The sequence below is a fragment of the Streptomyces sp. NPDC048639 genome, from assembly GCF_043199075.1.
In the GTDB taxonomy this organism is placed as follows: Bacteria; Actinomycetota; Actinomycetes; order Streptomycetales; family Streptomycetaceae; genus Streptomyces.
In genome coordinates this window covers 267,143-290,276 of record NZ_JBICVP010000007.1, presented here as the reverse complement: position 1 = coordinate 290,276, position 23,134 = coordinate 267,143, and the positions used below count along the sequence as shown (strand labels likewise).

Sequence of the window (23,134 nt, the reverse complement as noted above, 5' to 3'; positions counted from 1 at the left end):
ACGCTCGGCCACGACACGTCATACCTGAGAGTTACGCGGCAAGGCCGCTCTCCAGCGTGACGCCGACCAGGGCATCCCTTTCATAGCTTCCTTCTCCGAGGACGCCGCACGACCGTGCGGCGCCGACCGGGGAGGGAAGCCCATGAACCGTTTCCGTCGAGCCGTGCTCGCCGCGCTGGTCACCGCCGCGGTGGCCGTACCGGTATCGGGGGCGGTGCGGCCGGAGGTGCCCGCCCCGGAGCCCGCCGCCCTCCCCGCATCCGCCGGTCCGGGCTCCCGGTACGCGGCCAACCGCGCCAATGCCCGCGACGCCGCGCGCATGGCCGACGCCCACGGGGACCGCCGCCGCGCCGCCCACCTGCGTACCCTCACCGACCCGGGCCGCCGTCTCCTCGCCTTCGACGGGCGCGGTGCCGGGCGGGCCGTCGAGGTGATCGGCGACCTCAGGAAGGCCGCACACCTCGCCGTCCTCGTCCCCGGCTCCGACACCACCCTCGACACCTACGAGCGCTTCCGCGCAGGGGCGGCCGCCCTCCACGACCGCCTCGGGCGCCGGGCCGCCGTCGTGACCTGGCTCGGCTACGACACCCCGGGCACCGTCGCCCCCGAGGTGCTGACCCAGGGGCGGGCCGATGACGCCGCGCCCCGACTGACGCGCCTGGTCGGCCGGTTGAAGGCGTACAACCCGCGGGCCCACGTCTCCGCGCTCTGCCATTCGTACGGCTCCGTCGTCTGCGCCCGCGCCGCGGGCGAGGGCCTCGACGTCGGCGACATCGTCCTCTACGGCAGCCCCGGCACCGGGGCCTCCACCGCGGACGATCTCGGCACCCGGGCCCGCGTCTGGGCGGGTCGCGGCGGCGACGACTGGATCGCCCGCGTGCCGCACGTCAGCGTCGGCCTGCTGGGCACGACCGTCGGCTTCGGCAGGGACCCGGTAGCCCCGGCCTTCGGCGCCCGGCCCTTCGAGGCGGGGGACGGCGGCCACAGCGACTACCTCGCACCCGGCTCCCGGTCCCTGGCGAGCATCGGCCGCATCGTGACGGGAGACGCCCGTGCGTGAGCTCGTACGCCGTATCGACGCCGCGACCCCCGCGGGCCGGGACCGGGCCGTCGACGCTTTGCGGGCCGCTGCGGTCCTCGGCGTCGTCCTCGGCCACTGGCTGGTCACCGCGCTGGTCTCCGACAGCGGCACGCTGCGCGGAGCGAGCCCGCTGCAGGACATGCCCCAACTCGCCCCGGTCTCCTGGGTGTTCCAGACCCTCGCGGTGTTCTTCCTGGTCGGCGGACATGTCGGCGTCAGGAGCCACGCCGCCGCGCGGGCCCACGGCGTCACCTACCGCTCCTGGCTGGGCGCCCGCATCACCCGGCTCTGCAGGCCCCTCGCGCCCCTCCTCGCCCTCTGGGCGGTCGCCGTGATCGCGATGCTCGCGGCGGGCACCGGTCTGGACACGGTCCGCACCCTGGTCAAGCTCGTGCTGTCCCCGCTGTGGTTCCTGCTGGTCTTCGCCGTGCTCACCGCCGCGACGCCGCTCGTCGCCCGGCTGAACCCGCTGTGGCCGCTGGCCGTCGTACTGCATGTGGACCTCATCCGTTTCGGCTTCGGAGGACCGGACCGGCTCGGCTGGATCAACCTGGTGGCGGGCTGGCTCGTCCCGTACACCCTGGGCGCCGCCTGGGCGCGCGGCGAGCTGACCGGGCGCGCGTGCCGGCTGCTCGTCATCGGCGGTACGGCCGCGGCCGCCGGGCTCGTCCTCTGGTGCGGCTACCCGGCGTCCATGGTGGGCGTGCCCGGCGCGCAGATCTCCAACCTCAACCCGCCCACCCTCGCCGCCGTCGCCTTCGGAGTCGCCCAGTGCGGGCTGGCCCTGCTGCTGCTCGGCCCGCTGCGGCGCGCGATGCGCAGGCCCGCGGCGTGGGCCGCGGTCGCCCTGGTCAATCTCTCGGCGATGACGATCTTCCTCTGGCACCAGACGGCGCTGATGGCCGTCACCACCGCCGGGCTGCTCGCGGGACCGCTGCCCGGACTGCACACCGTTCCCGGCGAAGCCGGCTGGCTGGTGGCGCGAGTGGCGTGGCTCCCGGTGTTCGGGGCGGCGCTGGCTCTGTGCTGGGCGGCATTCCACCCGTACGAGCAGGGAGGCCGCCGGCGGAGCAGGGGCGCGTCCCGCGTGGTGCGCCGGTCGGCCCCGGACAAGCCGGCGCCCCGGAAGGGGGGTGTCACCCATGCTTAGGGTTGCCCGGGTGAACACCCCCACGGATGTGCTGAGTCGGCTGCTCGACGCCCTGCGCACTCTGAGCACCGATCTCATGACGGCCGAGCGAGATCCGCTGCCCCCGATGGCCGGGCCGCGGTGGCTGCGCCGGCTGCCGCACGTCCTGGTGGTGCTGCTCGCCGTCCTGACCTTCGTCTTCTCCGCCAATGAGCTCTTGCTCAGGTTCGGGGATCCCCATACTGCCGCCTCAACTGCCGGCGGCGGTCTCGGGATGGGACCGCAACTCGCCCTGCCGATCGCCCTCGCCAAGGGCGGTGCCGTCCTGCTCGCGATGTCCCGGCCCGTCCCGGCCTGGTGGCTGTCGATGGCCATGGCCTCCGTCGTCGCCTGGGCCGCCATGGTGTACGGGCCCGGGGGCGAGTGGCCCTGGGCGTACACCGGGCTCCTCGCCGATCCCCTCGTGCTGCTGCTGCTCGCCCTGCGCGTACCGGTCCGGGTCGCGGGCGAGGCTCTGGGCCTGAGTCTCGGACTGGGCCTCGCCCTCGGGGGATTCGCGGCCGGCTTCCAGAACGACTCCCCGCTGTTCCCCGGCGCTGCCGTGTCCGTCGTCGCGGTCGTTCTGGGTGCCGCGCTGCGCGGCCGCCGTGAGGCGCGGTCCAGCCTGGCCCAACAGGCCGTGCTCACCGAGGAGGAACGCGCCCGCCGCACCGTACTGGAGGAGCGCAGCCGCATCGCACGCGAACTGCACGACGTGGTCGCCCACCACATGTCGGTCATCTCCATCCAGGCGCAGGTGGCCCCGCACCTGGCCACCGACCCGTCGGACGAGCTCAAGGAGAACCTGGCGGGCATCCGGCAGAACGCGGTGGATGCGCTGACCGAACTCCGCCGCGTCCTGGGCGTCCTGCGGTCCGAGGCACAGGATGCCGGGGGCGCCGCACCGCACGCCCCGCTGCCCACCCTGCAACGCCTCGGCGCCCTCGTCGAGAACGCCAGGGCAGCCGGTCTGACCGTGCGCTGCGACACCAGCGGGGAGCCGCGGCCGCTGACCCCGGGGGTGGAGCTGTCGGCGTACCGGATCGTGCAGGAGGCCCTCAGCAACGCCATCCGGCACGCACCGGGTTCGACCGTGGGGATAGAACTCGCCCATAACCGCGGCGGGTTGCGCGTCCGCATCGCCAACACCGCGCCGCGCGCCGCCGCTCCGCCGTCGCCGGGCGCCGGGCACGGTCTGCTGGGGATGCGGGAGCGGGCGACAATGCTGGGCGGCGATCTCGCCACAGGTCCCACACCCGACGGAGGCTATGAAGTGACCGCGTTCCTGCCGGCCGGTGGTGAGACCAGGACATGACGATCCGGGTGGTGATCGCCGACGACCAGATGATGGTCCGGCAGGGGTTCACGGTGCTGCTCAACACCCACCCCGACATCGAAGTCGTCGGCCAGGCCGTCGACGGCCTCGACGCGGTCGCCCAGGTCACGCGGAGCCGGCCCGACGTCGTGCTGATGGACATCCGGATGCCCGAACTCGGCGGCATCGAGGCGACCCGGCGCATCACCGCCGACCTCCCGGAGGTCCGGGTGCTGGTGCTGACCACCTTCGACCTGGACGAGTACGTCTACGAGGCGCTGCGCGCGGGAGCCTCCGGCTTCCTCCTCAAGGACGCGTCCGCCGACCAACTCGCCGACGCCGTACGGGTGGTGGCCTCGGGCGACGCGCTGCTCTCCCCGGGTGTCACACGGCGGCTGATCGCCGAGTTCTCCCGGATCAGCGGATCCCCGCGCCCCCCGGAGAGGGAACGCGTGGGCTCACTGACCGAGCGCGAGACCGAAGTCCTCGCGCTGATCGCCCAGGGCCTGTCGAACGCGGAGATCGCGGAGCAGCTGGTCGTCGCGGAACAGACCGTGAAGACCCATGTCAGCCGGATCCTGGTGAAGCTGGGGCTGCGCGACCGCACGCAGGCGGCGGTGTTCGCCTACGAGACGGGGATAGTGCGCCCGGCTGGGTACTGAGGGGGCGGCCGCAGGGCAACGGGTCAGGCCTCACGACGCGAGTGAGGGCAGCGAGGCCGCGAAGTCCCGGATCTTGGCGTTCTCGGTGACCGTGCGCCAGCTCACCACCGCACGGGCCGGCGGCAGTCCCTCCAGCGGCACGAACACCACGTCGGGGTGGCGGTAGTACTGCGTCAGCGCGGTCGAGGTCGCACAGACCTCGCTGCTCGTCGCGACCCGGCTGAGCATCTCGTGCTGGGTCTTGACCAGCCTGCCCCGGTGGATCGGCCGCCCGGCGGGCGTCAGACGCGGCAGGAAGCCCTCACGGATCTCCTTCGGCGCCGCCGACGGCATCTCGACCATCGTGTGCTCGGCCAGCTCCTCCGCCTCGACCGAACTCCGCGTCGCGAGCGGGCTGTCGGCGGCGACGGCGAGAACCCGCGGATACTCGGCGATCACCGGTCCCGTCGTCAGGTCGGGTTCGCACACCGGCCAGATGGTCACCTGCATGTCGACCTCGGCCCGCCGCAGCGGCCCGAAGTAGTCGCCCCAGCGGGTCTCGCTCATGCTGATCGACCATTCGGGGTGCGTACGGCGGAAGTTGGACACCGACGTGTTCACCGCGCCTGCGAACGGGCCGAGGAATCCGATGCGCAGTTCGCGCGCGAATGCCCTGGCCTCCTCGATGGACCGCTGCAGCCCCTCGAAGCTCGGTTTGACGCGCGCGAGCAGGAAGTGCCCGGTGGGAGTGAGCGCCACCCTGCGGCTCGTACGGTCGAAGAGCCGGCCCCCGATGCGCCGCTCCAGCGACTGGATGAGCTGGCTCACCCTGGGGCGGGACAGTCCCAGACGCTCGGCGGCCTTGGCGAAGTGCAGATCCTCGGCGAGGGCCAAGAAGGCCTCGATCTCGCCCAGTTCGGTAAATGCCACTTACCGATCGTACAGAACATCGCTCTTGATGAGGTCCCGGCGTTTGGCAACGATGGAGCGGCCTGGGACGGAGGCCCTCTTCACGGGGGTGAGAGGGCCTGCGTCCGCTCCGCGCGGGCGACGGATCGCGCGCGGGTCCCCACCCGCAGCCCCGCCCCCAACGTGCCGGCAGGGAACGGCATTCCGGCGCCGCTGCACGGACGTGCCTGCGCAGCGCCGTTGCACGGGCGGGCCCGCGCCCCTGCTGCACGGACGGGCCCGCGCCCCTGCTGCACGGACGGGCCCACGCCCCTGCTGCCCGTTGAACCGGAAGGCGCCTACCGCTTCGAGGGCGACGGAGCCGCGTCCGGCTGTGGGCCGTAGGCGGTCAGGAAGCGGTCGCGGAAGCTGTCCATCTTCCAGACCGGAGCCTTGCCGGCGCCGGGGTTGAGGCCCTCATGCCAGCCCCAGCCGGAGATCCGGTCCAGCACCTTCTTGTCGTGGGCGATGATCGCGACCGGTACGTCCCGGTTCGCATTTTCGCCGCTGACCTTGGGGACGGGCTGGTGGTCGCCGAGGAAGACGAGCACGGTGTCCTTGCTGCCGTACTTCTCCACGTACGAGATCAGGTTGTGCACCGAGTACTGGATGGACCGGCCGTACTCCCGGCGCACCTTGGAGGTGTCCTTCCACACCTCCACCGGGTCCTTGCCCGCCTTCTCGATGGGGCCGTAGACGGACCCGTCGCCGATCTCGTTCCAGCCGAGCGTCCGGGGGAGGGGCGCCCAGGGGTTGTGGCTCGAGGTGAGGATGATCTCCGACATCAGCGGCTTGTCGCCGGGCTTGCCGTGCTCCAGGCGCTCGAACGCCTTGAGCGTGTACTGGTCGGGCATGGTCGACCAACTGAACTTCGGGCCCTTGTATCCGAGTTCGCGTGAGTCGTAGACGTGGTCGAGGCCGTAGAACTTCCCCTCCGGCCAGTCCTTGGTGACGCCCGGCATGATGCCGACCGTCCGCCAGGCTCCCGTGCGTTTGAAGGCGCTGGTCAGGGTCATGTGGTCGCCGGCCGTGACGGTGCGGTAGCGCTGCTGGTTGTCGATCCACAGGCCCGAGAGGAAGGTGGAGTGGCCGAGCCAGCTGCTGCCGCCGTACGTCGCCGAGGTCAGCCAGGCGCTGCGTGCGGAGAAGCCGGCCTTGCGCAGCCGCTCGGTCCCCTTGGCCAGCTCCTCGCCGACCCCCTGGGCGCTCTCCGGGTTCTCGATCGCGCTGCGCCCGTAGCTCTCGATGAAGGTGAACATGACGTCCTTGCCGCGCAGCCCGGTCAGCAGCCGGTCATCGGGGACGTCGCGGAAGGCGTCGACCCGGGCCTCCTCGGCGAACTTCCGCTCGTCCTTGAGCGTCGCCTTCACCGCCTTGTAGCGGTCGTGCACCAGCCCGGCCGTGCTGCGGGTGGCGAACGTGCCGCCGGCCGACTGCAGCCCGAGCGCGGCACAGAGGACCCACACCGTCCCGAGCGCCAGGACGGTACGGGTCGCGACGACGCTGTGCCGGGCCATGAGGCCACCGAGCCGCAGCACCGACAGCGTCATGAGGACGAGCAGGGCGAGCACGAGGACCACGGCGCCGACGACGACCCAGGTGGCGCTGGACTCGCCGATCGAGTCCTCCAGGAACGACAGTCCGTCGTCGAGCAGGGGCCAGTCCAGTACGAGGTTGAAGCCCCGGCCGAGCGTCTCGTTGAAGCCCATGTCGAGCAGCTTCACGATGACCAGCGCACCGAGGCCGACCCCGGCCAGCGCCGCCGCCACCCACCGCGCCTTCCGCGGCAGGACGAGCAGTACGGCGGCCCCGCAGACCGCCTCGACCGGCAGATGCAGGAACGCCTCGGGGGTGAGGGCCGGGAGCGAGCTCGGCAGGAGGAGGGCGACGAACACGAGGCCGGCGGCGACGACGGAGGTTCCCCAGGCCAGGACCCGTGCGAGGGCGGGGTACTTGGCGCGCAGGCCGTGCAGGCCGCGGGGGGACGGGATGTCGGGGTCGGGGTCTCCGTCGGGGTCGGGGTCGGCGTCGGGGTCGGCAGGGTCTGTGGGGTCGGCGGGCGCGGGGGCGTCCTGCTCGGCGCCGCCCTCGCCGGACATGCCTTCCCCGTCGGCTATGTGCGTGTCGTCTTCAGAGGCGTCGGCCATCTCCTCCGCGGAGCTGTCTCCCGGGTCGTCGCCGGAACAGCCGCCGGAACCGCCACCGGAACCGCCGCCGGAACCGCCACCGGAATCGCGTTCGGAACCGCCGCCAGGGCCGCCGGGCAGGTCGCCTTCCCGAGGCTCGTTCGCCGAATGACCCTCCCCGGAGGCCGCTTTGTCCGCATTCGGTCGCTGATGAGAGCGCGTGAAGAGGGACACCCCGAAGGTCCTTCCGTGCGAGGCCCGGTGGCTTCCGTGCGAAGCCCGGTGGCGGTGCGGCGGACCGGCTCGGGAGGCCGGGCCGCCGTTCTCTGTACGGCTTGACCGCGGCATGCGTTCAGCTGCCGGGACCACATCGCGGAATCTCATCCTCCACGCCGGCCTGCGCCGATGCCAAGGCAGTAGCGATTACTCATGTCCGCGACCCGCTCGCCGTTCGAGAATCCATGTCCGGTCGTAGGAGGGCGTTGACCGTGCCCGGCGCCGCGACCGCACCACGCGATCCGAGAGGTGCCGGGGAAGTTCACGTCCGTCAGCGTCCGTCCATGTGTGTCCGGATACGGGTGAATGCAGGGGGTGCAACGGCGAAGCGTCTCGCGCGGGTGCGATCTCCATGCGAGACGCGCGGGGGCCATGCCGGTCGACGGGGGACAGCGGGGGGGCATGCAGAGTCCATGCCCGGCGGCGATGGATTCGACGTCGTAGCCGCGGCTATCGGATCGAGTGAGGAATGGTGACCACGTGTCGGTTTCACGTCGGAGGATGCTGACCTTTGCCGCGGTCGGAGTGGCCGCGGCGGCCATTGGCCCGGGGGAAGTGGCCCGGGCCGCTCTCACCGGCGACAGAAAGGCACCTTCGAAGTCGGCCTTCGGCGCCGGTACGACGCTGACCAGGACGGTGGTGCCCGGGCCGCCGGACGCCAACGGCTACCGGAAGCTCGTCGAGGCGAACGGCGAGGGACACACGCTGCGCACCGACATCACCAGTTCGCGCGCGGAGGACCTGAAACCCCTGGTGGCTTTCGGGCACCTCAGTGATCTGCACATCATCGACGACCAGTCGCCGTCCCGCGTCGAATTCCTCGACCGGTACAACGACGACCCGGAATCCGGCTATCCCTTCGATGCGGCGTACCGTGCGCACGAATTCCTGTCGCTGCACCTCGTCGACGCGATGTGCCGTTCCCTCAAGGAACTCGGCAAGGGCCCGAAGACGGATCTGCCGCTCGCCTTCACAGTGGTGACGGGCGACTCCGTCGACAACGCCCAGCTCAACGAGACCCGTTGGTACATCGACCTGCTCGACGGCGGCGGGTCGGTTGCGGCCAATTCCGGCTCTCCCGACAAGGACGAGAGCGTCGCGAACGGTGTGTTCGGCCAGGACGAGCACTACTGGCGCCCCGAAGAACCCGCGCAGGCCGGCAACAAGTACAGCGAGCGCGGATTCCCGCAGATCCAGGGCCTGCTGGGAGCGGCCCGTACGCCGTTCAGTACCGCAGGACTGGGCATGCCCTGGTACGCGGTGTACGGGAACCACGACGTGATGGTCCAGGGCAACATCCCGACCGACACCGATCTGCCGTTCTTCCACTCGCTCAAGTACCACACCGTCAACGCGGAGAAGTGGTCCGAAGGCCCGGATCTGCCCGACAAGATGGACGACATCGATCTCTTCGACGTCATCAAGGCGGTATTCAGCGGGATCGACGACGAGGATGTCACCGCCGACCCCAACCGCCGTCTGCTCAGCCCCGGGGAATTCATCGCGGAGCACCACAGGACCAGCGGACTGCCCACGGGCCACGGCTTCACCGAGGGCAGCGACAAGGCGTACTACGCGATACCGGCCGGAGCCGACGACCCGATCCAGTACATCACCCTGGACTCCACGAACCCCGGCGGGCTGGACAACATCCAGAACAACGCGGCCGGCGGCATCGACGAGGACCAGTTCGCCTGGCTCGAGGAACGCCTCAAGGAATCCAGCAGCACGTACTTCGACGAGGACGGCAACGTCGTGAACCAGCGCGACGTCAAGGACAAACTCATCGTCGTCTTCTGCCACCACCCGCTGCGCACGATGACGAACACCGAGGACGATCACCTCTCGGGCGAGGAAGTCGAAGCCCTGCTGCTCCGCTTCCCGAATGTCGTCCTGATGGCCAACGGCCATACCCACCGCAACGAGATCCAGCCCCATGCCCGCCCCGCGAACCACGCCAAGCCGGGTGGATTCTGGGAGGTGTCCGCTGCGGCCCACATCGACTGGCCGATCCAGAGCCGCGTGATCGAAATGGCGGCGGGCAAGGACGCGTCGGGCAACGAGTCCATCTCCATCTTCACCACCGTTCTGGACATCGACGCGCCGCTGTCCAACGGCGGCGACCTCAGCAACCCCAAGGCGCTGGCCTCACTGGCGCGGGAACTGGCGGTCAACGACATCCAGCTCGACGAGACCCGCCGCGGCGAAGTGGCGGACCGCAACGCGGAACTCCTGCTCCCGGCACCGTTCCCGCTGCCGACGACGGCGGGTGCACGGAAGAAGTCCGGTACGGCCGCGGGCGGGCGGACGACGGCCAAGTCCCCGGCCCTGGCGGGCTGACACCCGGCACCGGACACCGGGCACCGGACACAGCGCGCCTCCGACCGGCGGAAACCGGGCGGAGGCGCGCGTTGCCGGTGCCGTGCGGCGCGGTCCTCGCGACGCGGGCGCGGGTCTCATGGCAAGCGCTGATTCTCGACCGTGTCCGCGGAGGAACCGCCTCCGCCCCCATGCCCAAACGCCATCCCGCGCCGTCTCGGTGCCGACGGCCCCGCGCGGCCTCCGTGCCGCGGTCAGCGGGAGCCGGCCGCGGCGCAGCGTACGCACGTCCTCGCCGCAGGGCGGGCCTCCAGGCGTTCCGCGGGGATCGGCTCGCCGCACTGCTCGCACCGTCCGTAGTCGCCCTGTTCCAGCCGGTCCATCGCCTCGTCCAGGTCGGCCAGGTGCTCGCGCGCCTGTGCCAGCAGCGAGGCGACATGGGCCCGCTCGAACGCGGTGCTCGACCCCTCCGGGTCGTGTTCGTCGTCGATCGCAACGAGGGCGTTCGCCTCGACGATGCCGTCGAACTCGCGGCTCAGGGCCTCGATCCGCGCGCTCGTGGCGGCGCGGTCGTCGGTCAGCCTCGCGCGTACGGTCCCGTGCTCGGCCTCCTGCTCGGCCTCCTGCTCGGCCTTGTGCTCGGCGGCCTCCTGCTCGGCCGACGGGAAAGCGTCATTCCGGGATGGATCGTTCACCCCCACGACAACCCCCGGTGCCCCGGTCCGCATTCCGCAAGCCGGGCCGCGCGCGAAGGCCGCCGACCGTGCGGCCGACCGTACGAAGGCCCCCGCGGGACATCCCACGGGGGCCTTCGTGCGGGCCGTTGCCCAGGTCAGCGGGGGCTGGGCGAGTCCGCCGTCAGGCCCCCCGCACGCTCCTCGTCGATCTGCTTGACGCGCTTCCGCACCAGGTACCAGCCACCGACCAGCGCGAGCGCGATCAGCGGAAGGGAGTTCACCGTCGTCCGGCCGATGCCGCCGTCCATCCACATCAGGACGAGGACGGAGGCGAGGAAGAAGAGGGTGACCAGCTGGGTGTACGGGGCCCAGGGCAGCCGGTAGTCGGGCCGGGTGACGCGGCCGTCCTTGGAGCGGTTCCAGAACGCCAGCGAGCAGACCATGATCATCGACCAGGTGCCGATGATGCCGATCGACGCGAAGTTCAGGACCAGCTCGAAGGCGTCGTCCGGCATGACGAAGTTGAGGAACACGCCGCCGACACCGAACGCCGCGGTCAGCAGGATGCCGCCGAAGGGCACACCGCGCTTGTTCATGACGCCGGTGAACTTCGGCGCGGAGCCGGAGAGCGACATGGAGCGCAGGATGCGGCCGGTGGAGTAGAGCCCGGAGTTCAGGCTGGAGAGCGCGGCGGTGAGCACGACCAGGTTCATCACGCCGGCCGCGCCGGGGATGCCGAGCTTGTCGAAGACGGTCACGAAGGGGCTCTGGTCGCCGGTGTACGCGGTGTACGGCAGGAGCAGCGCGAGCAGCACGACGGAGCCGACGTAGAAGAGGCCCACTCGCCACATGATCGAGTTGATCGCCTTCGGCATGATCTTCTGGGGGTTCTCGGTCTCACCGGCGGCGACACCGCACAGCTCGACGGAGGCGTAGGCGAAGACGACGCCCTGGATCAGCAGCAGCATGGGCATGACGCCGCTCGGGAAGATGCCGCCGTTGTCGGAGATGATCGACAGCCCCGGAGTGTGGCCGCCGACCTCGTGCTGCGTGACGACGAGGTAGATGCCGACCAGCATGAAGGCGACCAGCGCCGCGACCTTGATGATCGCGAACCAGAACTCCATCTCGCCGAAGTACTTCACCGAGATCAGGTTCGCCGTGAGGACCACGCCGAGCGCGATGAGGGCAAGCACCCACTGCGGGACGTCGCTGAACATGCTCCAGAAGTGGGCGTACGTGGCGGCCGCGGTGATGTCGGCGACGGCGGTGGTCGACCAGTTGAGGAAGTACAGCCAGCCGGCGGCGTAGGCGCCCTTCTCGCCCGTGAACTCGCGGGCGTACGAGACGAAGGCACCGGAGGACGGCCGGTGCAGCACCAGCTCGCCGAGCGCACGCACGACGAAGAAGGCGAAGACACCGCAGAGTGCGTACGCGATGAAGAGTGAGGGACCGGCGTCGGCCATACGGCCACCGGCGCCCAGGAAGAGACCCGTACCGATGGCACCCCCGATCGCGATCATGTTGATGTGACGCGACTTGAGGTCCTTGCGATAGCCGGCGTCACCCGCATCTACGTGGGGGGAGCCCGCTGCCGGTGCCCCGGCGGCAGGCTGGTCGGCCGCAGTCATGGTGCGGTCACTCATGGAGCTGTTCACCTTCGTGAGGGGATGTGCGGAAACCGGCCGGGGGCCGGCGGCCTTCCACGGCGAGGAAGGTGATCACCGCGTGAGACCGGGGGGAGGGCAGAGAGGCCCGAGGGTCATAGTCACGGCATCCCTGGGATTTTGGCAGTGGTACACGTCACGGGGAAATGGATCTGAGGTTTCTCAGAGGTTTCACTAGTGATAAGTAAGGCCGTGACATGTCTCATAGGGGGGCGGGTGGGGCCGGTCTCCGGGAGGCGGCGCCCGGAACGCGGCATTGTCACGGCCACTGGGAAAACGGATGGGGAATGGCGTGCCGGGTCGGGCGAACCGGGGTCGGCGGGGGGCGCGACGCGGTCCGGGGACGGCATGAGGTGCAGCCGCCGCCCTCGCTCCGTAGGCTCGTATGCGGGAGTACGCGTCGTGCGGCCCGAATTCCACCCGACTCCCGGTGCGCTGATCGCGGGGCGATCCACCCGGCGGGCGTCGCGCGGAGGAGCCGGACGATTCGGCGTCGCAGCAGCGCGTGCCGATGCCGCTGACGTGGAGCGCTCTATGACCACATCCCGGGACTTGATGATCACCGCCATGGACGTGACACCCAGTCGCACCGTGGAGCGAGGCAGGCTCTCGCTCGCCCTGGCGGGAGCCGAGTTGATCGACCTCCTGGCCGCCGAGACGGTCACGCTGGACGGCGACCGGATCGTGCCCGGCCCGCGCACGCCCCTGGCGGATCGCCTGCTGGACCAGGCCGCGGGCTCACTCGTACGAGAAACGCCGTACGAGTCGGTCGGCGACTGGCTGTGGCGCAGAGGCCGCGACCTGGAATCGGTCTATCTGGCCGCACTGGAGACGGACGGGCAACTCACGCGGCAACGCGGCCGCTGGCTGCACTTGAAGACCGGCCGTACGACGCTGGCCGATTCGCCCGACCGCAGCATGGCGGAGGACCGCTGGACATCGCACGAGCCCGTCCTCGCCGCGCTCGCCACGGCAGTCGGGCTCGGCGACGAGGACACGCCCACCGAAGACGCGCGGAGCGAGACCGAGGACGCGCCGAGCGGGGCCGACGACGCGAAGAAGGAGACCGAGGCCGCGGGGGAGAAGCCCGAGGCCGCAGGGGAGAAGGCCGAGGCCGCAGGGGAGCAGCGTGGGGCCGCGGGGGAGAAGCCCGAGGCCGCGGAGGAGCAGCCCGAGGCCGAGGCGAGCGAGACCGACGACGCAGTGAGCGAGACCGACGACGGCGTGAGTGGGGCCCGCGACTCGGTCGAGGAGGTCCTCGCCGAGGTGAATGACGCCCTGCTTGAGCTGGAGACCGTACGGCAACGGCGGGACGTCGAGCAGGCGGCCTTCGACAACATCTGGCGAGGCGACTGGTAGCCCCCGCCGGGCGATGTCCATGTCCCTACGCGAACGTCCGCTCCGGCAAAGGCTCTTGGGCCTGGCACCCATGCGATGCGACGGTCGCCCTTCGCGCGTCCGTCCCGCTCAGGCCCGTGGAATGTCGTGGCCGGTCGGCCGGTATTCGAGCAGCAGCACCCGGCCGTCCAGGGCCCGATGGCCGACCAGCTCCAGATCGGCCGACGACACATCCGCGAAGAACGGCTCGCGGCCCGTTTCCCCTACGAGCAGGGGAAACGTCATGAGCCTCAGTCGGTCGACGAGACCCGCGCCGCACAGCTGCCGAGCCACGGAAAGACTTCCCATGGTGCGGAGGGGAACATCGCTCTCGCTCTTGAGCCGACCGACTTCGGTGATGAGGTCGTCATGGCAGACACGTGTGTTCGGCCATGAGGCCGTCTCCAATGTCCCCGAGAACACAACCTTGTTCAGCTCGGCCATCCGCTGCCAGGACGCATCGCGCGCCTCGTCGGGCACATCCGCAAGCGCCTCGTAGGTGCGCCGCCCGAGAACAACCAGTTGCGGCAGCGCCAACTCCCCGGTGATCCACTCCTCCAACTCGGGGCCGAAGTATCCGAAGTACCCGGGCGATGTCGTCCCTTTGGCCCACCCGTCGACCGAGAGGAACACATCGACGGTCAATGTCTGCATAGCGGCGCCTCCGAAGATCTCGCGTCTCACATCCATACGGGCCCGGGCTTCCCGGGCACCTTCCCAGGAGACGTCGGAGCCGTACCCCGCTTCTCGACACGGCCCACGGGCAATTCCCCGCGGACCGGCGCCAGGCGCCCGTCAGGCGTCTCAGCGCCGGGGTGGGGCTGCCCCTGCCGCTGGTCGGATGGGCCGGTCGGGGCGCTCCGGCCGTGGTGACCACCAGGTCCGGACGTTGCGTGCTGAGCCGGCGACGGATTGTGGGACGGCGCGCGCTGACACCGGAACGAGGGATCTACGGATCTACGGATCCACGGGTGCAGCACTGGTACTTCGTACGGTCGCCGGGTGATCTCGTTGATGAAGGAGTTCAGGGAGGGCAATCGGCTAGGCCGTGGCTGCGCGCTCGGTCGCGCTGCGCTCGACGCAGAACTCATTGCCTTCGGGGTCGGCCAGCGTCGCCCAGCCGCCTCCGTCTGCGCGGCGGTGGTCGGCCACGAGGGTGGCGCCCAGGGCCAGTAGCCGCTCGACCTCTTCGTCCCGGGTGCGGTCCTGCGGCTGCAGATCGAGGTGCACGCGGTTCTTGACGGAGGCGGGCTTGCGCTCGGGGACCGTTACGAACAGCAGCGTGCTACCCGGCGACTCGATCGTAGCCTCCGGGTCGCCCGGGAAGTCGTCGTCGGCCAGCGGGGAATCGAGGGCCTCGGCCCAGAAGCTGCCGAGGCCGTAGGCGTCGGCGCAGTCGATGGTTGTGTGTCGCACGAGGGAAGCCATGCGCGCCACTATGTCCCGGCAGACCAGCGGGCTCCACCTCTTTTGGATCACTGAGGCACCAGATTGTGGAAGATCGCGTAGGCGGATGGCTTCTGACCGTGCCGAGCACTGCCCTGCTCGTGGACGCCTGTCTCGAGGGCCTCGTCGAGTCGAGTGCGCAGCTCGGGGAGTTCCCAAGTGCCGCTGCCGCTGCCGCTGCCGCTGCCGCTGCCGCTGCCGCTGTTCGCCTTCAGGCCGCCGGCGCTGTCGCCCCTGTCCGGCGCCACGCGTGATCCGGAGCGTATGGCAGACCGTGTTGACCCTGGTGGCGAACGCCTCGGCGCAGCACTCGGCGCTGGACATGGTCGCCGCGGGAGGTTGACCACCGCTTCGGGGGCGGCTCCGGGTCCCGCCTGAATGGCCGTGAACGGCGCTGCATGAGACGGAAACTGAGACGGCCCACGGCGCAGAGCCTCATTCGAGGAGCTCGGGCCGCTCTCCAACTCGGTCGTCCAGCTTGCCTTCCAACAGACCGCTATGCACGGCTGCATATCCAGCCTGTCAGTCGCCGGGGCTACCTTCCTGCTCAGGTCGGTCCCGGACGCCCCGGTGCCAGGGAATGCAGCCGGGGCCTGCTGATCGCGGTGCTGACGAGAGCGCTCGGAGCCGCTGCTTTCGGTGTCAGCCGCTGAGGTCAGCGGCGGCCCGGTGAAGGGCGCCCCTACCCGCCAGTCCTACCGAGCCACTCCTGGGGGAAGAGCGGCACAGGTATCAGCGCGGCAAATGCGATCTGAGCCATGACCTGGCACGCGATTTCGGGAGGGCCGGTGTACAGGAGGGGCCAAGCACAGAGGATCAGCGGGAGGGCAAGCAGCACACGGAACCGGACCACGCCCATGCGCTTGTGGACCGATACCGCGAAAATCGCGACGAGCAGGGTGGGAATACCGATGATCGGCAGCACGTCCAGCCCCAGCATCATGCTGTCCAGGAAGCTGTCTTCCCGCCGATCCGTCTGCGAGACAGCCACCCAGGCTGCGGTGTGGATGAGCACGTACAGGAGCACGCACCATCCCATCCGTCCAAGAACGGGCCCCCGCCCCTGGGCGTCTCCCTGCTGCACTGCCGTCCACCCCCACGCCCCAAGCCCTTGTATGTGAACGCGTTGAACGTAGTCCACGGGTTCGTTTGAGCGCGAGGCGTCGGGCACGCAACGCCTGGCGCGGTCCAGGCAACAAAGAAGTTCATCGATGTTCTCGGAACCTGACGATCCCGAGGTCGCCACCCGCATGCGCATGGCCCACACCGTGGCCGCCGGTGCTTTCGGGACGATGTCCGACGCGGTGATTGTGGCCCAACAGGCTTGCTGAGCTGGGTATTCGGCTGCTGAAGTCCTGCCTGGGGAGTCTCGGCCGTGATCGGTGTTGACCGGGGGTTCTCTGCCTGTTGTGGGCATGGATCCGGCACGGGCAGGGTCAGCCCGGCGATGGCCGCGTCGCGGTCTCGGACGCCCGCAATATCGAGGGCCTCGCCCGCCCACGGTGAACCCGGCGCCGACCACCGGTGAACTCCGTACAACCAGCTCTGCCCTTCGACGGTCACACCAGATGACCCGTACCCCGTCGACCGAGTGGGAGTCCCCGTGCCACACAGCTGCCGCATCCTGACGTGCGCCATCGCAGCCGCCGCTGTGGCCACCGCCGGGTTCGTGTTCTCGTCCGGCGCCACCGCTTCCGCACCCCGTACCGCCACGAGCGACTTCAACGGCGACGGCTACACGGACCTCGCCGTCGGCGTCCCGGACGGGACCGTCGGCGGACAGGCCAAGGCCGGGTACGTGAATGTCGTCTGGGGCGGCCCGAAAGGCGTCGGCGCCTACGGAAGCATCCGTGTCACCCAGGCCACTCCCGAGGTTCCCGGCACCCCGGAGGCGGGCGACCGCTTCGGCGCATCCGTGGCCCTGGTGGACCTCAACGGCGACGACATCGCGGAACTGCTCGTCGGTGTCCCCGGCGAGGACGTCATCGACCGCGGTACGGACGCGGGCATGGCCATAGTCGTAGGCGGCTCGAAGGACGGGCCGGGACCGGGGTCGACGGTCCTCACCGGGCCGTCGCCGTCGGCTGCGTACGGCAAGTCGGTCGCGGCGGCCGAGATGACCGGCGACGACAACAAGGAGATCGTGATCGGCGGCACGGACAAGGTCGTCGCTCGTGTGATCCAGGGCGAGGACAGCATGGTCACCACCGTCGTCACCGACCACATGGGCGGCCGCGCCCCCGTCCTGGCCACCGGCGACTTCGACAGCGACGGCACGGCGGACCTGGCCGTGGCGTACTGGACCGGGGGCGACCCCTACACGCAGTCGCACGTGCGCCTGTGGAAGTGGGACGCCGACCAGTCCGCGATGGCCAACTTCTGGAACACGGACAACGCCGGTGTGACCGCCCTGGCCGCCGGCGACTTCGACGGTGACGGCCACGACGACCTGGCGCTCGGCGAATGCCGTGAGATCGCCGACGAGAACATCGACGACCCGTGCGGCCCCGAAAGGCTTGCCAAGGGGGGCGGCATCCACATCCACTACGGAAGCCCCGCGGACGGCCAGTTCGGCAGCCGCGCCCAGACCCTCAACCAGGACACAGCGGGCGTCCCGGGCGTGCCCGAGGACGGCGACCGCTTCGGCGCCGCCCTCGCCGTCGCCGACGTCAACCGCGACGGATGCGACGACCTGGTCGCGGGCGCTCCTGGTGAGGCCATCGGAAGCAGAGCTGGGGCGGGCGCCGCCTGGCTCCTCCACGGCGGCGCTCAGGGCCTGCTCGACGCCAACGGCACTGCCCGGTCTGTCTCCTGGAACCAGGACACGCCCGGCGTCCCGGGCGTCGCCGAGGCGGGCGACACCTTCGGCGCGGCGGTCGCCTCGGGTGACGGCAACGCCGACGGCGTACCGGATGTCACGGTCGGATCGCCTGGCGAGAACGCTTCCCTGGGCGCCGTATGGCTCCTCCCCAGAGGCTCGGCCGGCGGCTCGGCGGCCTTCTCGCCCCGCACGCTCGGCCTCCCGTACCTATCCACGGCCCAGAAGTACGGCAAGCCGCTGAGCAGCCGCTGAGTGCGCCCTAGGGACGTTGTACCCGCTCCCACAGCGTCGGCTCGCCCGCCGGCGAGGGCAGACACCTCCCTGCCCGGAGCATTCGATGCACGCCTCGACAGCTGCGCAACGCAGAGGCGCTGGCAGACCAGGCACCGCGGCGCCCGTGAGGTCCTTCGCTGAGGCCGCGGTGGCCAACTGTCCCTGTTCCGCACAATAAACAAGCCCCGGCCGCTGGCCTGGGGCTTTGTGCTGGAGCGGGTGACGGGAATCGAACCCGCGCTCTGAGCTTGGGAATCACCGCTCAGTTGATGTTTGCGCCACTCCTGACGAGGGGTTATGGCCGGGCATGGCTCGGTCGTGGCACTCGCTGGTGGGCCGGTGTTGACCGCTGGTTACCCCGTCTTCTGGTGCCCATCTGGTGCGGCCCGAGGGGGCCAGCCTGCCCGACCGCGTGGTGCCGGCCTATCGCTGGCGGTGCTGTGCGGTGCGACGAGTTCGCAGAGGCTGTTCGCCGGGGCCTCCTCAGCTGTCACCGCCCAACTGTCCTACACGGCACTGTCAGTGCCCTCCTGTTTGCTGTCTTCGCGGGAACGCGACATGCCTGGAGCCCGGTTCGCCTTCCCCAAATTCCGCCTCATCTGAGGTAAGGTTTCGGGAAGTCGGATCACGGAGGCGTAGTGAGCCAGCACCGCGAGCACAGCCCTGTCCATCGCAGCAAGATCGTTCGATCCCATGAGGCGGATGCGCGTCTGTCCGAGATGGGGCTCTCTGTCGCGAATGTTCGCACCAGTGTTACGACGGGTGACGATGCGCGAAGGCGCGTATCGGTTAAGTTCTACCCACGGAATTTTCCCGGCGTGACGATGTGGGCGGAAACGCTCGCCTCCCTGCGGCGCGAACTTCTCAAGACTCGCCAAGGGTGGAGAATTGGGCAAACGGGAAACTATGAGACGGTTTACTCTGCTCAACGAAATCTCGCGTTCGCCGTCGTAGCTGGCGACAGATTCACTGGGATTGAAGGATCTCGCGACCCGCGCCTGACTCGTAGGCGCGGCCCCAAGACGAAGGAGCGCATCGAACGCAACGCAGCGTATGAACAACTTGCCCTAAAGCTTGACCTGCCTTTGCTGGCCGAGGAAATTCCCGCCGACGAGGCATGCTCCACATGGTTCCTGGTCGTCTATGCGGACGATGATTACATCCGTATGGAAGTCTCTCTTCCCGTCGAAATTCGAAAAGATGGCCTTGTGGGAGAGTGGGTCGAGCGCATTATTATCGATCCCGTTCCTTCCTCTGGAGCGGTTGCGCCCATCGAACCGGACGAGGATAGCGATGACGACGGAGAACCGTTGGTCACTAGGACTGCCTGAATTCAACCACTCCCGCTTGACGCTCGCGCGCGAAAGGCGTGGCCTAACCAAGCAAGCTTTGGCAGAGCAGTGTGGGGTGTCGCGCAGGACAGTTTCAGCGTGGGAGGCCGGCGAGGTTGAGTCCCCGCCGGTCGATCAGCTATCAAAAGTGCTGCAACTTCCGAGCTCGTTTTTCACTGCAGACGATGCGCCGCAAGTGGAAGAAGAATGGGTGAGTTTTCGGGCACTGTCGTCTTTGACGGCCAGGCAAGTTCGTCGAATCCTGTCCGTAAGCTCTCTCGGTGTCGAGTTGAGCAACTGGATCGACAAGCGATACGGCACGCCGAGTGCTGATCTTCCAGATTTTTCCGAGGCTGCTGACTTGCCGCCTGCGACCATCGCAGAGCAGTTGCGCTCGGTTTGGGGGCTGCACCAAAAGCCCGTGAAGAATCTACTACCCCTCCTGGAGAGGAAGGGGGTCAGGGTGTATTCTCTTCCGATTGCGGACCGAGAAATTGACTCTTTCACTTTCCCGTATGAGGGGCGCCCCTTCGTCTTTCTTAATCTGAGTAAGACTGCGGAGCGTATGCGATTCGACCTGGCTCACGAGTTGGGGCATTTGATTCTCCACAAGGACTCCCAGAAGAATCGGTCGCGTCAGGTTGAGCAGGAGGCGCATGACTTCGCTTCGAGCTTCCTCATGCCTGCAGATGGGCTATATGCGCAAGTGGTCGGCAAGCTTCGGATCGAAGATGTATTTACGCTAAAGGAATATTGGAAAGTCTCCGCTCTAGCCATGGTGGAAAGACTTTACAACCTTGAGTTCATCTCGGAATGGGTGCGGCGTAGTTGGATTATCGAACTATCTCGGCGTGGCTATCGAACGGCCGAGCCAGAGGGCATGCACCCGGAAACCTCTAGGTTCTTCGCCGACGTTTTTCGGCTGGCTAGGGAAGATGGATGGACTTCTCGGAAGATCGCCGATGATCTGAGCGAAAGTGAAGAAGATCTCGATTCGCTGGTGTTCGGCTTGGCGATCTCGTCGATTGTTGGTGGTGGCCAGAAGGCGCCTGCCCTGCATGGTCACCTGACGGTCGTCAAGTAGGTCAGCAAGCTTTCCAGTTAGGTAGGCGTTCAGGGATGCGATCTGCTAACGTCGTCACGTCGTCACGTCGCCAGTTGAGACTAGGGGCAGGGGCTTGGGGTTCGATTCCTCTTGCGCCCTTCCTCGTACTCGTTTCGGCCGCGTTGGTAATCAGGTTCGCTATTCCTGTCCTAGGAAACGCTAAATCAGGGAACCGGGAACCCATCGTCGGACGGAAGGAGAGCATTATGAGCAGAATGCGAAAGTCAATCAAGGTCGTTTTGAAGGTGGCCGCGACGGTCGTAGAAGGCTCCGCAGCTGGGCTGCTGCTTCCTGCCTGAGCTGGCGAACGGCCTGGCCCCGGGCTCTAACGAGTCCGGGGCCAGCTCTTTGTGCCACTGCAGCAACCTTCACTCACCCCAGCTCCCATCCCGTCCGCCTTCGACCCACACATCGTGGAGCGGTCGTGGTTCAGGGCGTCAAGGTGGAGCGCGCCACTGTACGAACGACCTTGACGCCCTGGGCCGCGACTGCTCGGCTCTGCCTGGGTCGAAGGCGGACGGGATGGGAGCCCCACGACGCTCGCCCCGCTCCGGCCAGCACTCGCGAACGGCGCCCCGTCCATCCCGGAGTCTGAGCGCCCCCGCCGGAGGCATCGTTGTGACGCAGCGGAGCCGACCGCCCCAGCCACAGCGGGTTTCTTCCCCACCATGGTGCTCGCTTCAGCCGCGCGACCGGCGTAGCCGGGGCCAGAGCGGGCCGAAGGCAGGAGCGTCGGGCCCCGGCGGTGAGCCGGAGAGCGCGCGGCGAGCGGAGCGAGCCGCCTTGATGAAGTAGAGAAAGTTCTATCGCGCTGGCGTCAGACGCTTGCCGTCATGACTCCGCACGTGAGGGCCTGCCCCGTCCAGGGCATCCAGCAGCCGGATCGAGTACACCTCGGACATCCACTCCGAGACCTCTTCGGGCGTGAGCCAATCAACTGCTGTCGATTCGCTGGACGTTCGCTCGGCGCCGCCGGTCGGCTTGCAGCGGAACACCAGCGCCACGATGCCCCGGGTCGTGTTCTTGTAGACGCCGGTCAGCTCGTCCACTTCGATGTGGATGCCCGTCTCTTCCCAGACCTCGCGCTGTACGCCTGCCTCGAGGGCCTCGTCGAGCTCGAGTACGCCACCGGGAAGCTCCCAAGTGCCGTTATCGGCACGGCGGATCGCCAGGAGCTTGCCGTCTTCGCGGATCACCACTCCGGCTACGGACACGGAGTGGAGTGGCGTTGACTTGGGCTGCTGGGTGCCGTTACTCATGTACAGGAGCATAGGAGGAAGAGAAGGACTATGGGAACTGCGGTAGGAGGTGGGAGGGCCGTACCTCGGTACGTGCAGATCGCCGACGAGGTTGTTCAGCAGATCCGGGCGGGAGTCCTCAAGCCTGGTGACATGGTGCCGAGCGAGTCGGAGCTGGTCGAGCGCTACGGCGTCTCAGGCGGCACGATCCGTAAGGCCATGGTGGAAGTCCGCGCGAGTGGGCTCGTCGAGACCCGGCACGGCAAGGGCTCGATCGTGAAGGACCGGCCGCCGGTACGGCACCGCTCCTCGGATCGTTTTCGGCGCTCGCATCGGCAGGGTGGTAAGGCCGCGTACCTGGCCGAGTCTGCGCAGTCCGGGGCTACGGCCAAGGTCAGCGTTCTGTACATCGGGCCCATGGAGGCCCCCGAGGATGCTGCCGCGCGGTTGGGTGTGGAGGCCGGCGCGCAGGTGCTCGCCCGTCGGCGCCTCTACTTCCGCAACGGCACGCCCGTCGAGACGGCAACGTCGTACCTTCCGTGGGACGTCGTTAAGGACATCCCCGAGCTGTTCGCGGAGAACCCGGGCGGTGGCGGCATCTACGCCCGACTCGAAGACAGCGGGCACGAGTTCGCGGAGTTCGTCGAGACCCTGCAAGCACGCCCGGCCTCCAAGGCAGAGGCGTCCGAGCTGGCGTTGAGCCCCGGTGCTCCCGTCGTTCACCTGATCCGTGAGGCGCTGACGACCGAGGGGCGTGTGGTCGAGGTCTGCGACACCCTCATGGCCGCTGACCAGTTCGTTTTCGAGTACAGGATCCCCGCGGCCGACTGACGCCCGCTCAACTTCCCTCAACCCGCTGCGACTTGTTCATCGCGGCGGGTTGACTCATGTACAGGAGTCAGGCACTCTTCTTCATGTCACTCATGTACATGAGTGACGGAGTCCAGCCTCTATAGAGGAGTGATCTGCTGTGCGTCAGATTCCCGTCGACACCTCCGCCGCGACCGTGATGGTCGCCAAGGCCCCGCAGCCCAAGGTCAAGGACCGCCGTACCGGCGAGATTGCCGTCGACAAGGACGGCGTCACCCTGATGACCGTGGAGGTCATGTTCTCCACGCCGGACGAGGTCGAGATCCTCAAGCTCACTGTTCCGCAGCCCGGTGTCTCCGAGGACCTGACCATGGGCACTCCGGTCGCTCTGACGGGGCTGGTTGCCTCGGCGTGGGAGAACGAGTTCAACGGGCAGAAGCGGCACGGCATCGCCTTCCGCGCGGTCGCCGTCACCTCGCTCGCTGCCGGGGCGTCGCAGTCCAAGGCGGCCTGAT

Annotated in this window: 20 protein-coding genes; 11 read left to right on the top strand and 9 right to left on the bottom strand. The window is 68.8% G+C overall.

The features are described from left to right. The first annotated feature begins 142 nt into the window (after positions 1-142). Genes ACGFNH_RS21220 through ACGFNH_RS21205 form a run of 4 tightly spaced genes read left to right on the top strand, consistent with a single transcriptional unit; the run spans position 143 to position 4,226 of the window. The gene (locus tag ACGFNH_RS21220; protein ID WP_393655905.1) at positions 143-1,060 is read left to right on the top strand and encodes an alpha/beta hydrolase; all 918 of its coding nucleotides are present in this window, start codon (positions 143-145) and stop codon (positions 1,058-1,060) included. Then, positions 1,053-2,231, top strand: coding sequence for an acyltransferase (locus ACGFNH_RS21215; protein WP_393655903.1), 1,179 nt, complete (start codon positions 1,053-1,055; stop codon positions 2,229-2,231). The genes ACGFNH_RS21220 and ACGFNH_RS21215 overlap by 8 nt, the downstream gene beginning before the upstream one ends. Continuing rightward, positions 2,224-3,564: a sensor histidine kinase gene (locus tag ACGFNH_RS21210; protein WP_393655901.1), complete on the top strand. Its 1,341-nt coding sequence runs from the start codon at positions 2,224-2,226 to the stop codon at positions 3,562-3,564. The genes ACGFNH_RS21215 and ACGFNH_RS21210 overlap by 8 nt, the downstream gene beginning before the upstream one ends. Next, positions 3,561-4,226 carry a response regulator gene (locus ACGFNH_RS21205; RefSeq protein ID WP_393655899.1) on the top strand — a complete coding sequence of 222 codons (666 nt, stop codon included), beginning with the start codon at positions 3,561-3,563 and terminating at the stop codon, positions 4,224-4,226. Before ACGFNH_RS21210 ends, ACGFNH_RS21205 begins: the two co-directional genes overlap by 4 nt. Positions 4,227-4,256: 30 nt before the next feature. Here the strand turns inward: ACGFNH_RS21205 and ACGFNH_RS21200 are convergent, their stop codons facing one another. After that, complete coding sequence (locus ACGFNH_RS21200; protein WP_393655897.1) at positions 4,257-5,135, bottom strand: LysR family transcriptional regulator; 879 nt, start codon at positions 5,133-5,135, stop codon at positions 4,257-4,259. 317 nt (positions 5,136-5,452) lie between these two features. Further along, positions 5,453-7,300 (bottom strand): sulfatase, encoded by a 1,848-nt coding sequence (locus ACGFNH_RS21195; RefSeq protein WP_393655895.1) that lies wholly within the window; start codon positions 7,298-7,300, stop codon positions 5,453-5,455. Between the two features lie 756 nt (positions 7,301-8,056). Here ACGFNH_RS21195 and ACGFNH_RS21190 point away from each other — a divergent pair. Beyond that, complete coding sequence (locus ACGFNH_RS21190; protein ID WP_393655893.1) at positions 8,057-9,895, top strand: TIGR03767 family metallophosphoesterase; 1,839 nt, start codon at positions 8,057-8,059, stop codon at positions 9,893-9,895. Between the two features lie 233 nt (positions 9,896-10,128). Here ACGFNH_RS21190 and ACGFNH_RS21185 read toward each other — a convergent pair whose 3' ends face one another. After that, positions 10,129-10,455, bottom strand: coding sequence for a TraR/DksA family transcriptional regulator (locus ACGFNH_RS21185; RefSeq protein WP_393656156.1), 327 nt, complete (start codon positions 10,453-10,455; stop codon positions 10,129-10,131). Positions 10,456-10,706: 251 nt separating this feature from the next. Next, positions 10,707-12,197, bottom strand: a complete 1,491-nt coding sequence (locus ACGFNH_RS21180) for an amino acid permease (RefSeq protein ID WP_393655891.1) — start codon at positions 12,195-12,197, stop codon at positions 10,707-10,709. 555 nt (positions 12,198-12,752) lie between these two features. Here ACGFNH_RS21180 and ACGFNH_RS21175 point away from each other — a divergent pair. After that, positions 12,753-13,577: a GPP34 family phosphoprotein gene (locus tag ACGFNH_RS21175; RefSeq protein ID WP_393655889.1), complete on the top strand. Its 825-nt coding sequence runs from the start codon at positions 12,753-12,755 to the stop codon at positions 13,575-13,577. Positions 13,578-13,685: 108 nt separating this feature from the next. On the opposite strand, the gene ACGFNH_RS21170 is transcribed toward ACGFNH_RS21175, so the two are convergent. The 4 genes from ACGFNH_RS21170 to ACGFNH_RS21155 all read right to left on the bottom strand — a co-directional run bounded on the left by ACGFNH_RS21170 (position 13,686) and on the right by ACGFNH_RS21155 (position 16,068). Further along, the gene (locus ACGFNH_RS21170; RefSeq protein WP_393655887.1) at positions 13,686-14,249 is read right to left on the bottom strand and encodes a dihydrofolate reductase family protein; all 564 of its coding nucleotides are present in this window, start codon (positions 14,247-14,249) and stop codon (positions 13,686-13,688) included. A gap of 387 nt (positions 14,250-14,636) precedes the next feature. After that, on the bottom strand, positions 14,637-15,023 hold the full coding sequence (locus ACGFNH_RS21165) for a VOC family protein (RefSeq protein WP_393655885.1): 387 nt from the start codon (positions 15,021-15,023) through the stop codon (positions 14,637-14,639). A gap of 47 nt (positions 15,024-15,070) precedes the next feature. Beyond that, complete coding sequence (locus ACGFNH_RS21160) at positions 15,071-15,289, bottom strand: hypothetical protein (protein WP_393655883.1); 219 nt, start codon at positions 15,287-15,289, stop codon at positions 15,071-15,073. A 434-nt stretch (positions 15,290-15,723) separates the two neighbouring features. Further along, complete coding sequence (locus ACGFNH_RS21155; protein ID WP_393655881.1) at positions 15,724-16,068, bottom strand: hypothetical protein; 345 nt, start codon at positions 16,066-16,068, stop codon at positions 15,724-15,726. 576 nt (positions 16,069-16,644) lie between these two features. On the opposite strand from ACGFNH_RS21155, the gene ACGFNH_RS21150 reads away from it, so the two are divergent. The 3 genes from ACGFNH_RS21150 (at position 16,645) to ACGFNH_RS21140 (ending at position 20,550) form a co-directional block, all read left to right on the top strand. After that, positions 16,645-18,114, top strand: coding sequence for an FG-GAP-like repeat-containing protein (locus ACGFNH_RS21150; RefSeq protein ID WP_393655879.1), 1,470 nt, complete (start codon positions 16,645-16,647; stop codon positions 18,112-18,114). Positions 18,115-18,773: 659 nt separating this feature from the next. Beyond that, positions 18,774-19,466: a hypothetical protein gene (locus tag ACGFNH_RS21145; protein WP_393655877.1), complete on the top strand. Its 693-nt coding sequence runs from the start codon at positions 18,774-18,776 to the stop codon at positions 19,464-19,466. Continuing rightward, the gene (locus tag ACGFNH_RS21140; RefSeq protein ID WP_393655875.1) at positions 19,429-20,550 is read left to right on the top strand and encodes a helix-turn-helix domain-containing protein; all 1,122 of its coding nucleotides are present in this window, start codon (positions 19,429-19,431) and stop codon (positions 20,548-20,550) included. Before ACGFNH_RS21145 ends, ACGFNH_RS21140 begins: the two co-directional genes overlap by 38 nt. An 824-nt stretch (positions 20,551-21,374) precedes the next feature. Here ACGFNH_RS21140 and ACGFNH_RS21135 read toward each other — a convergent pair. Continuing rightward, entirely contained in the window at positions 21,375-21,842 is a 468-nt protein-coding gene (locus ACGFNH_RS21135) for an NUDIX hydrolase (protein WP_393655873.1), read from the bottom strand. An 18-nt stretch (positions 21,843-21,860) separates the two neighbouring features. Here ACGFNH_RS21135 and ACGFNH_RS21130 point away from each other — a divergent pair, with 18 nt between their 5' ends. Together ACGFNH_RS21130 and ACGFNH_RS21125 are read left to right on the top strand one after the other, a co-directional pair. Continuing rightward, positions 21,861-22,640: a GntR family transcriptional regulator gene (locus ACGFNH_RS21130; RefSeq protein WP_393655871.1), complete on the top strand. Its 780-nt coding sequence runs from the start codon at positions 21,861-21,863 to the stop codon at positions 22,638-22,640. A 139-nt stretch (positions 22,641-22,779) separates the two neighbouring features. Next, complete coding sequence (locus tag ACGFNH_RS21125) at positions 22,780-23,133, top strand: hypothetical protein (protein ID WP_393655869.1); 354 nt, start codon at positions 22,780-22,782, stop codon at positions 23,131-23,133. The last annotated feature ends 1 nt before the right edge of the window (position 23,134 follow it).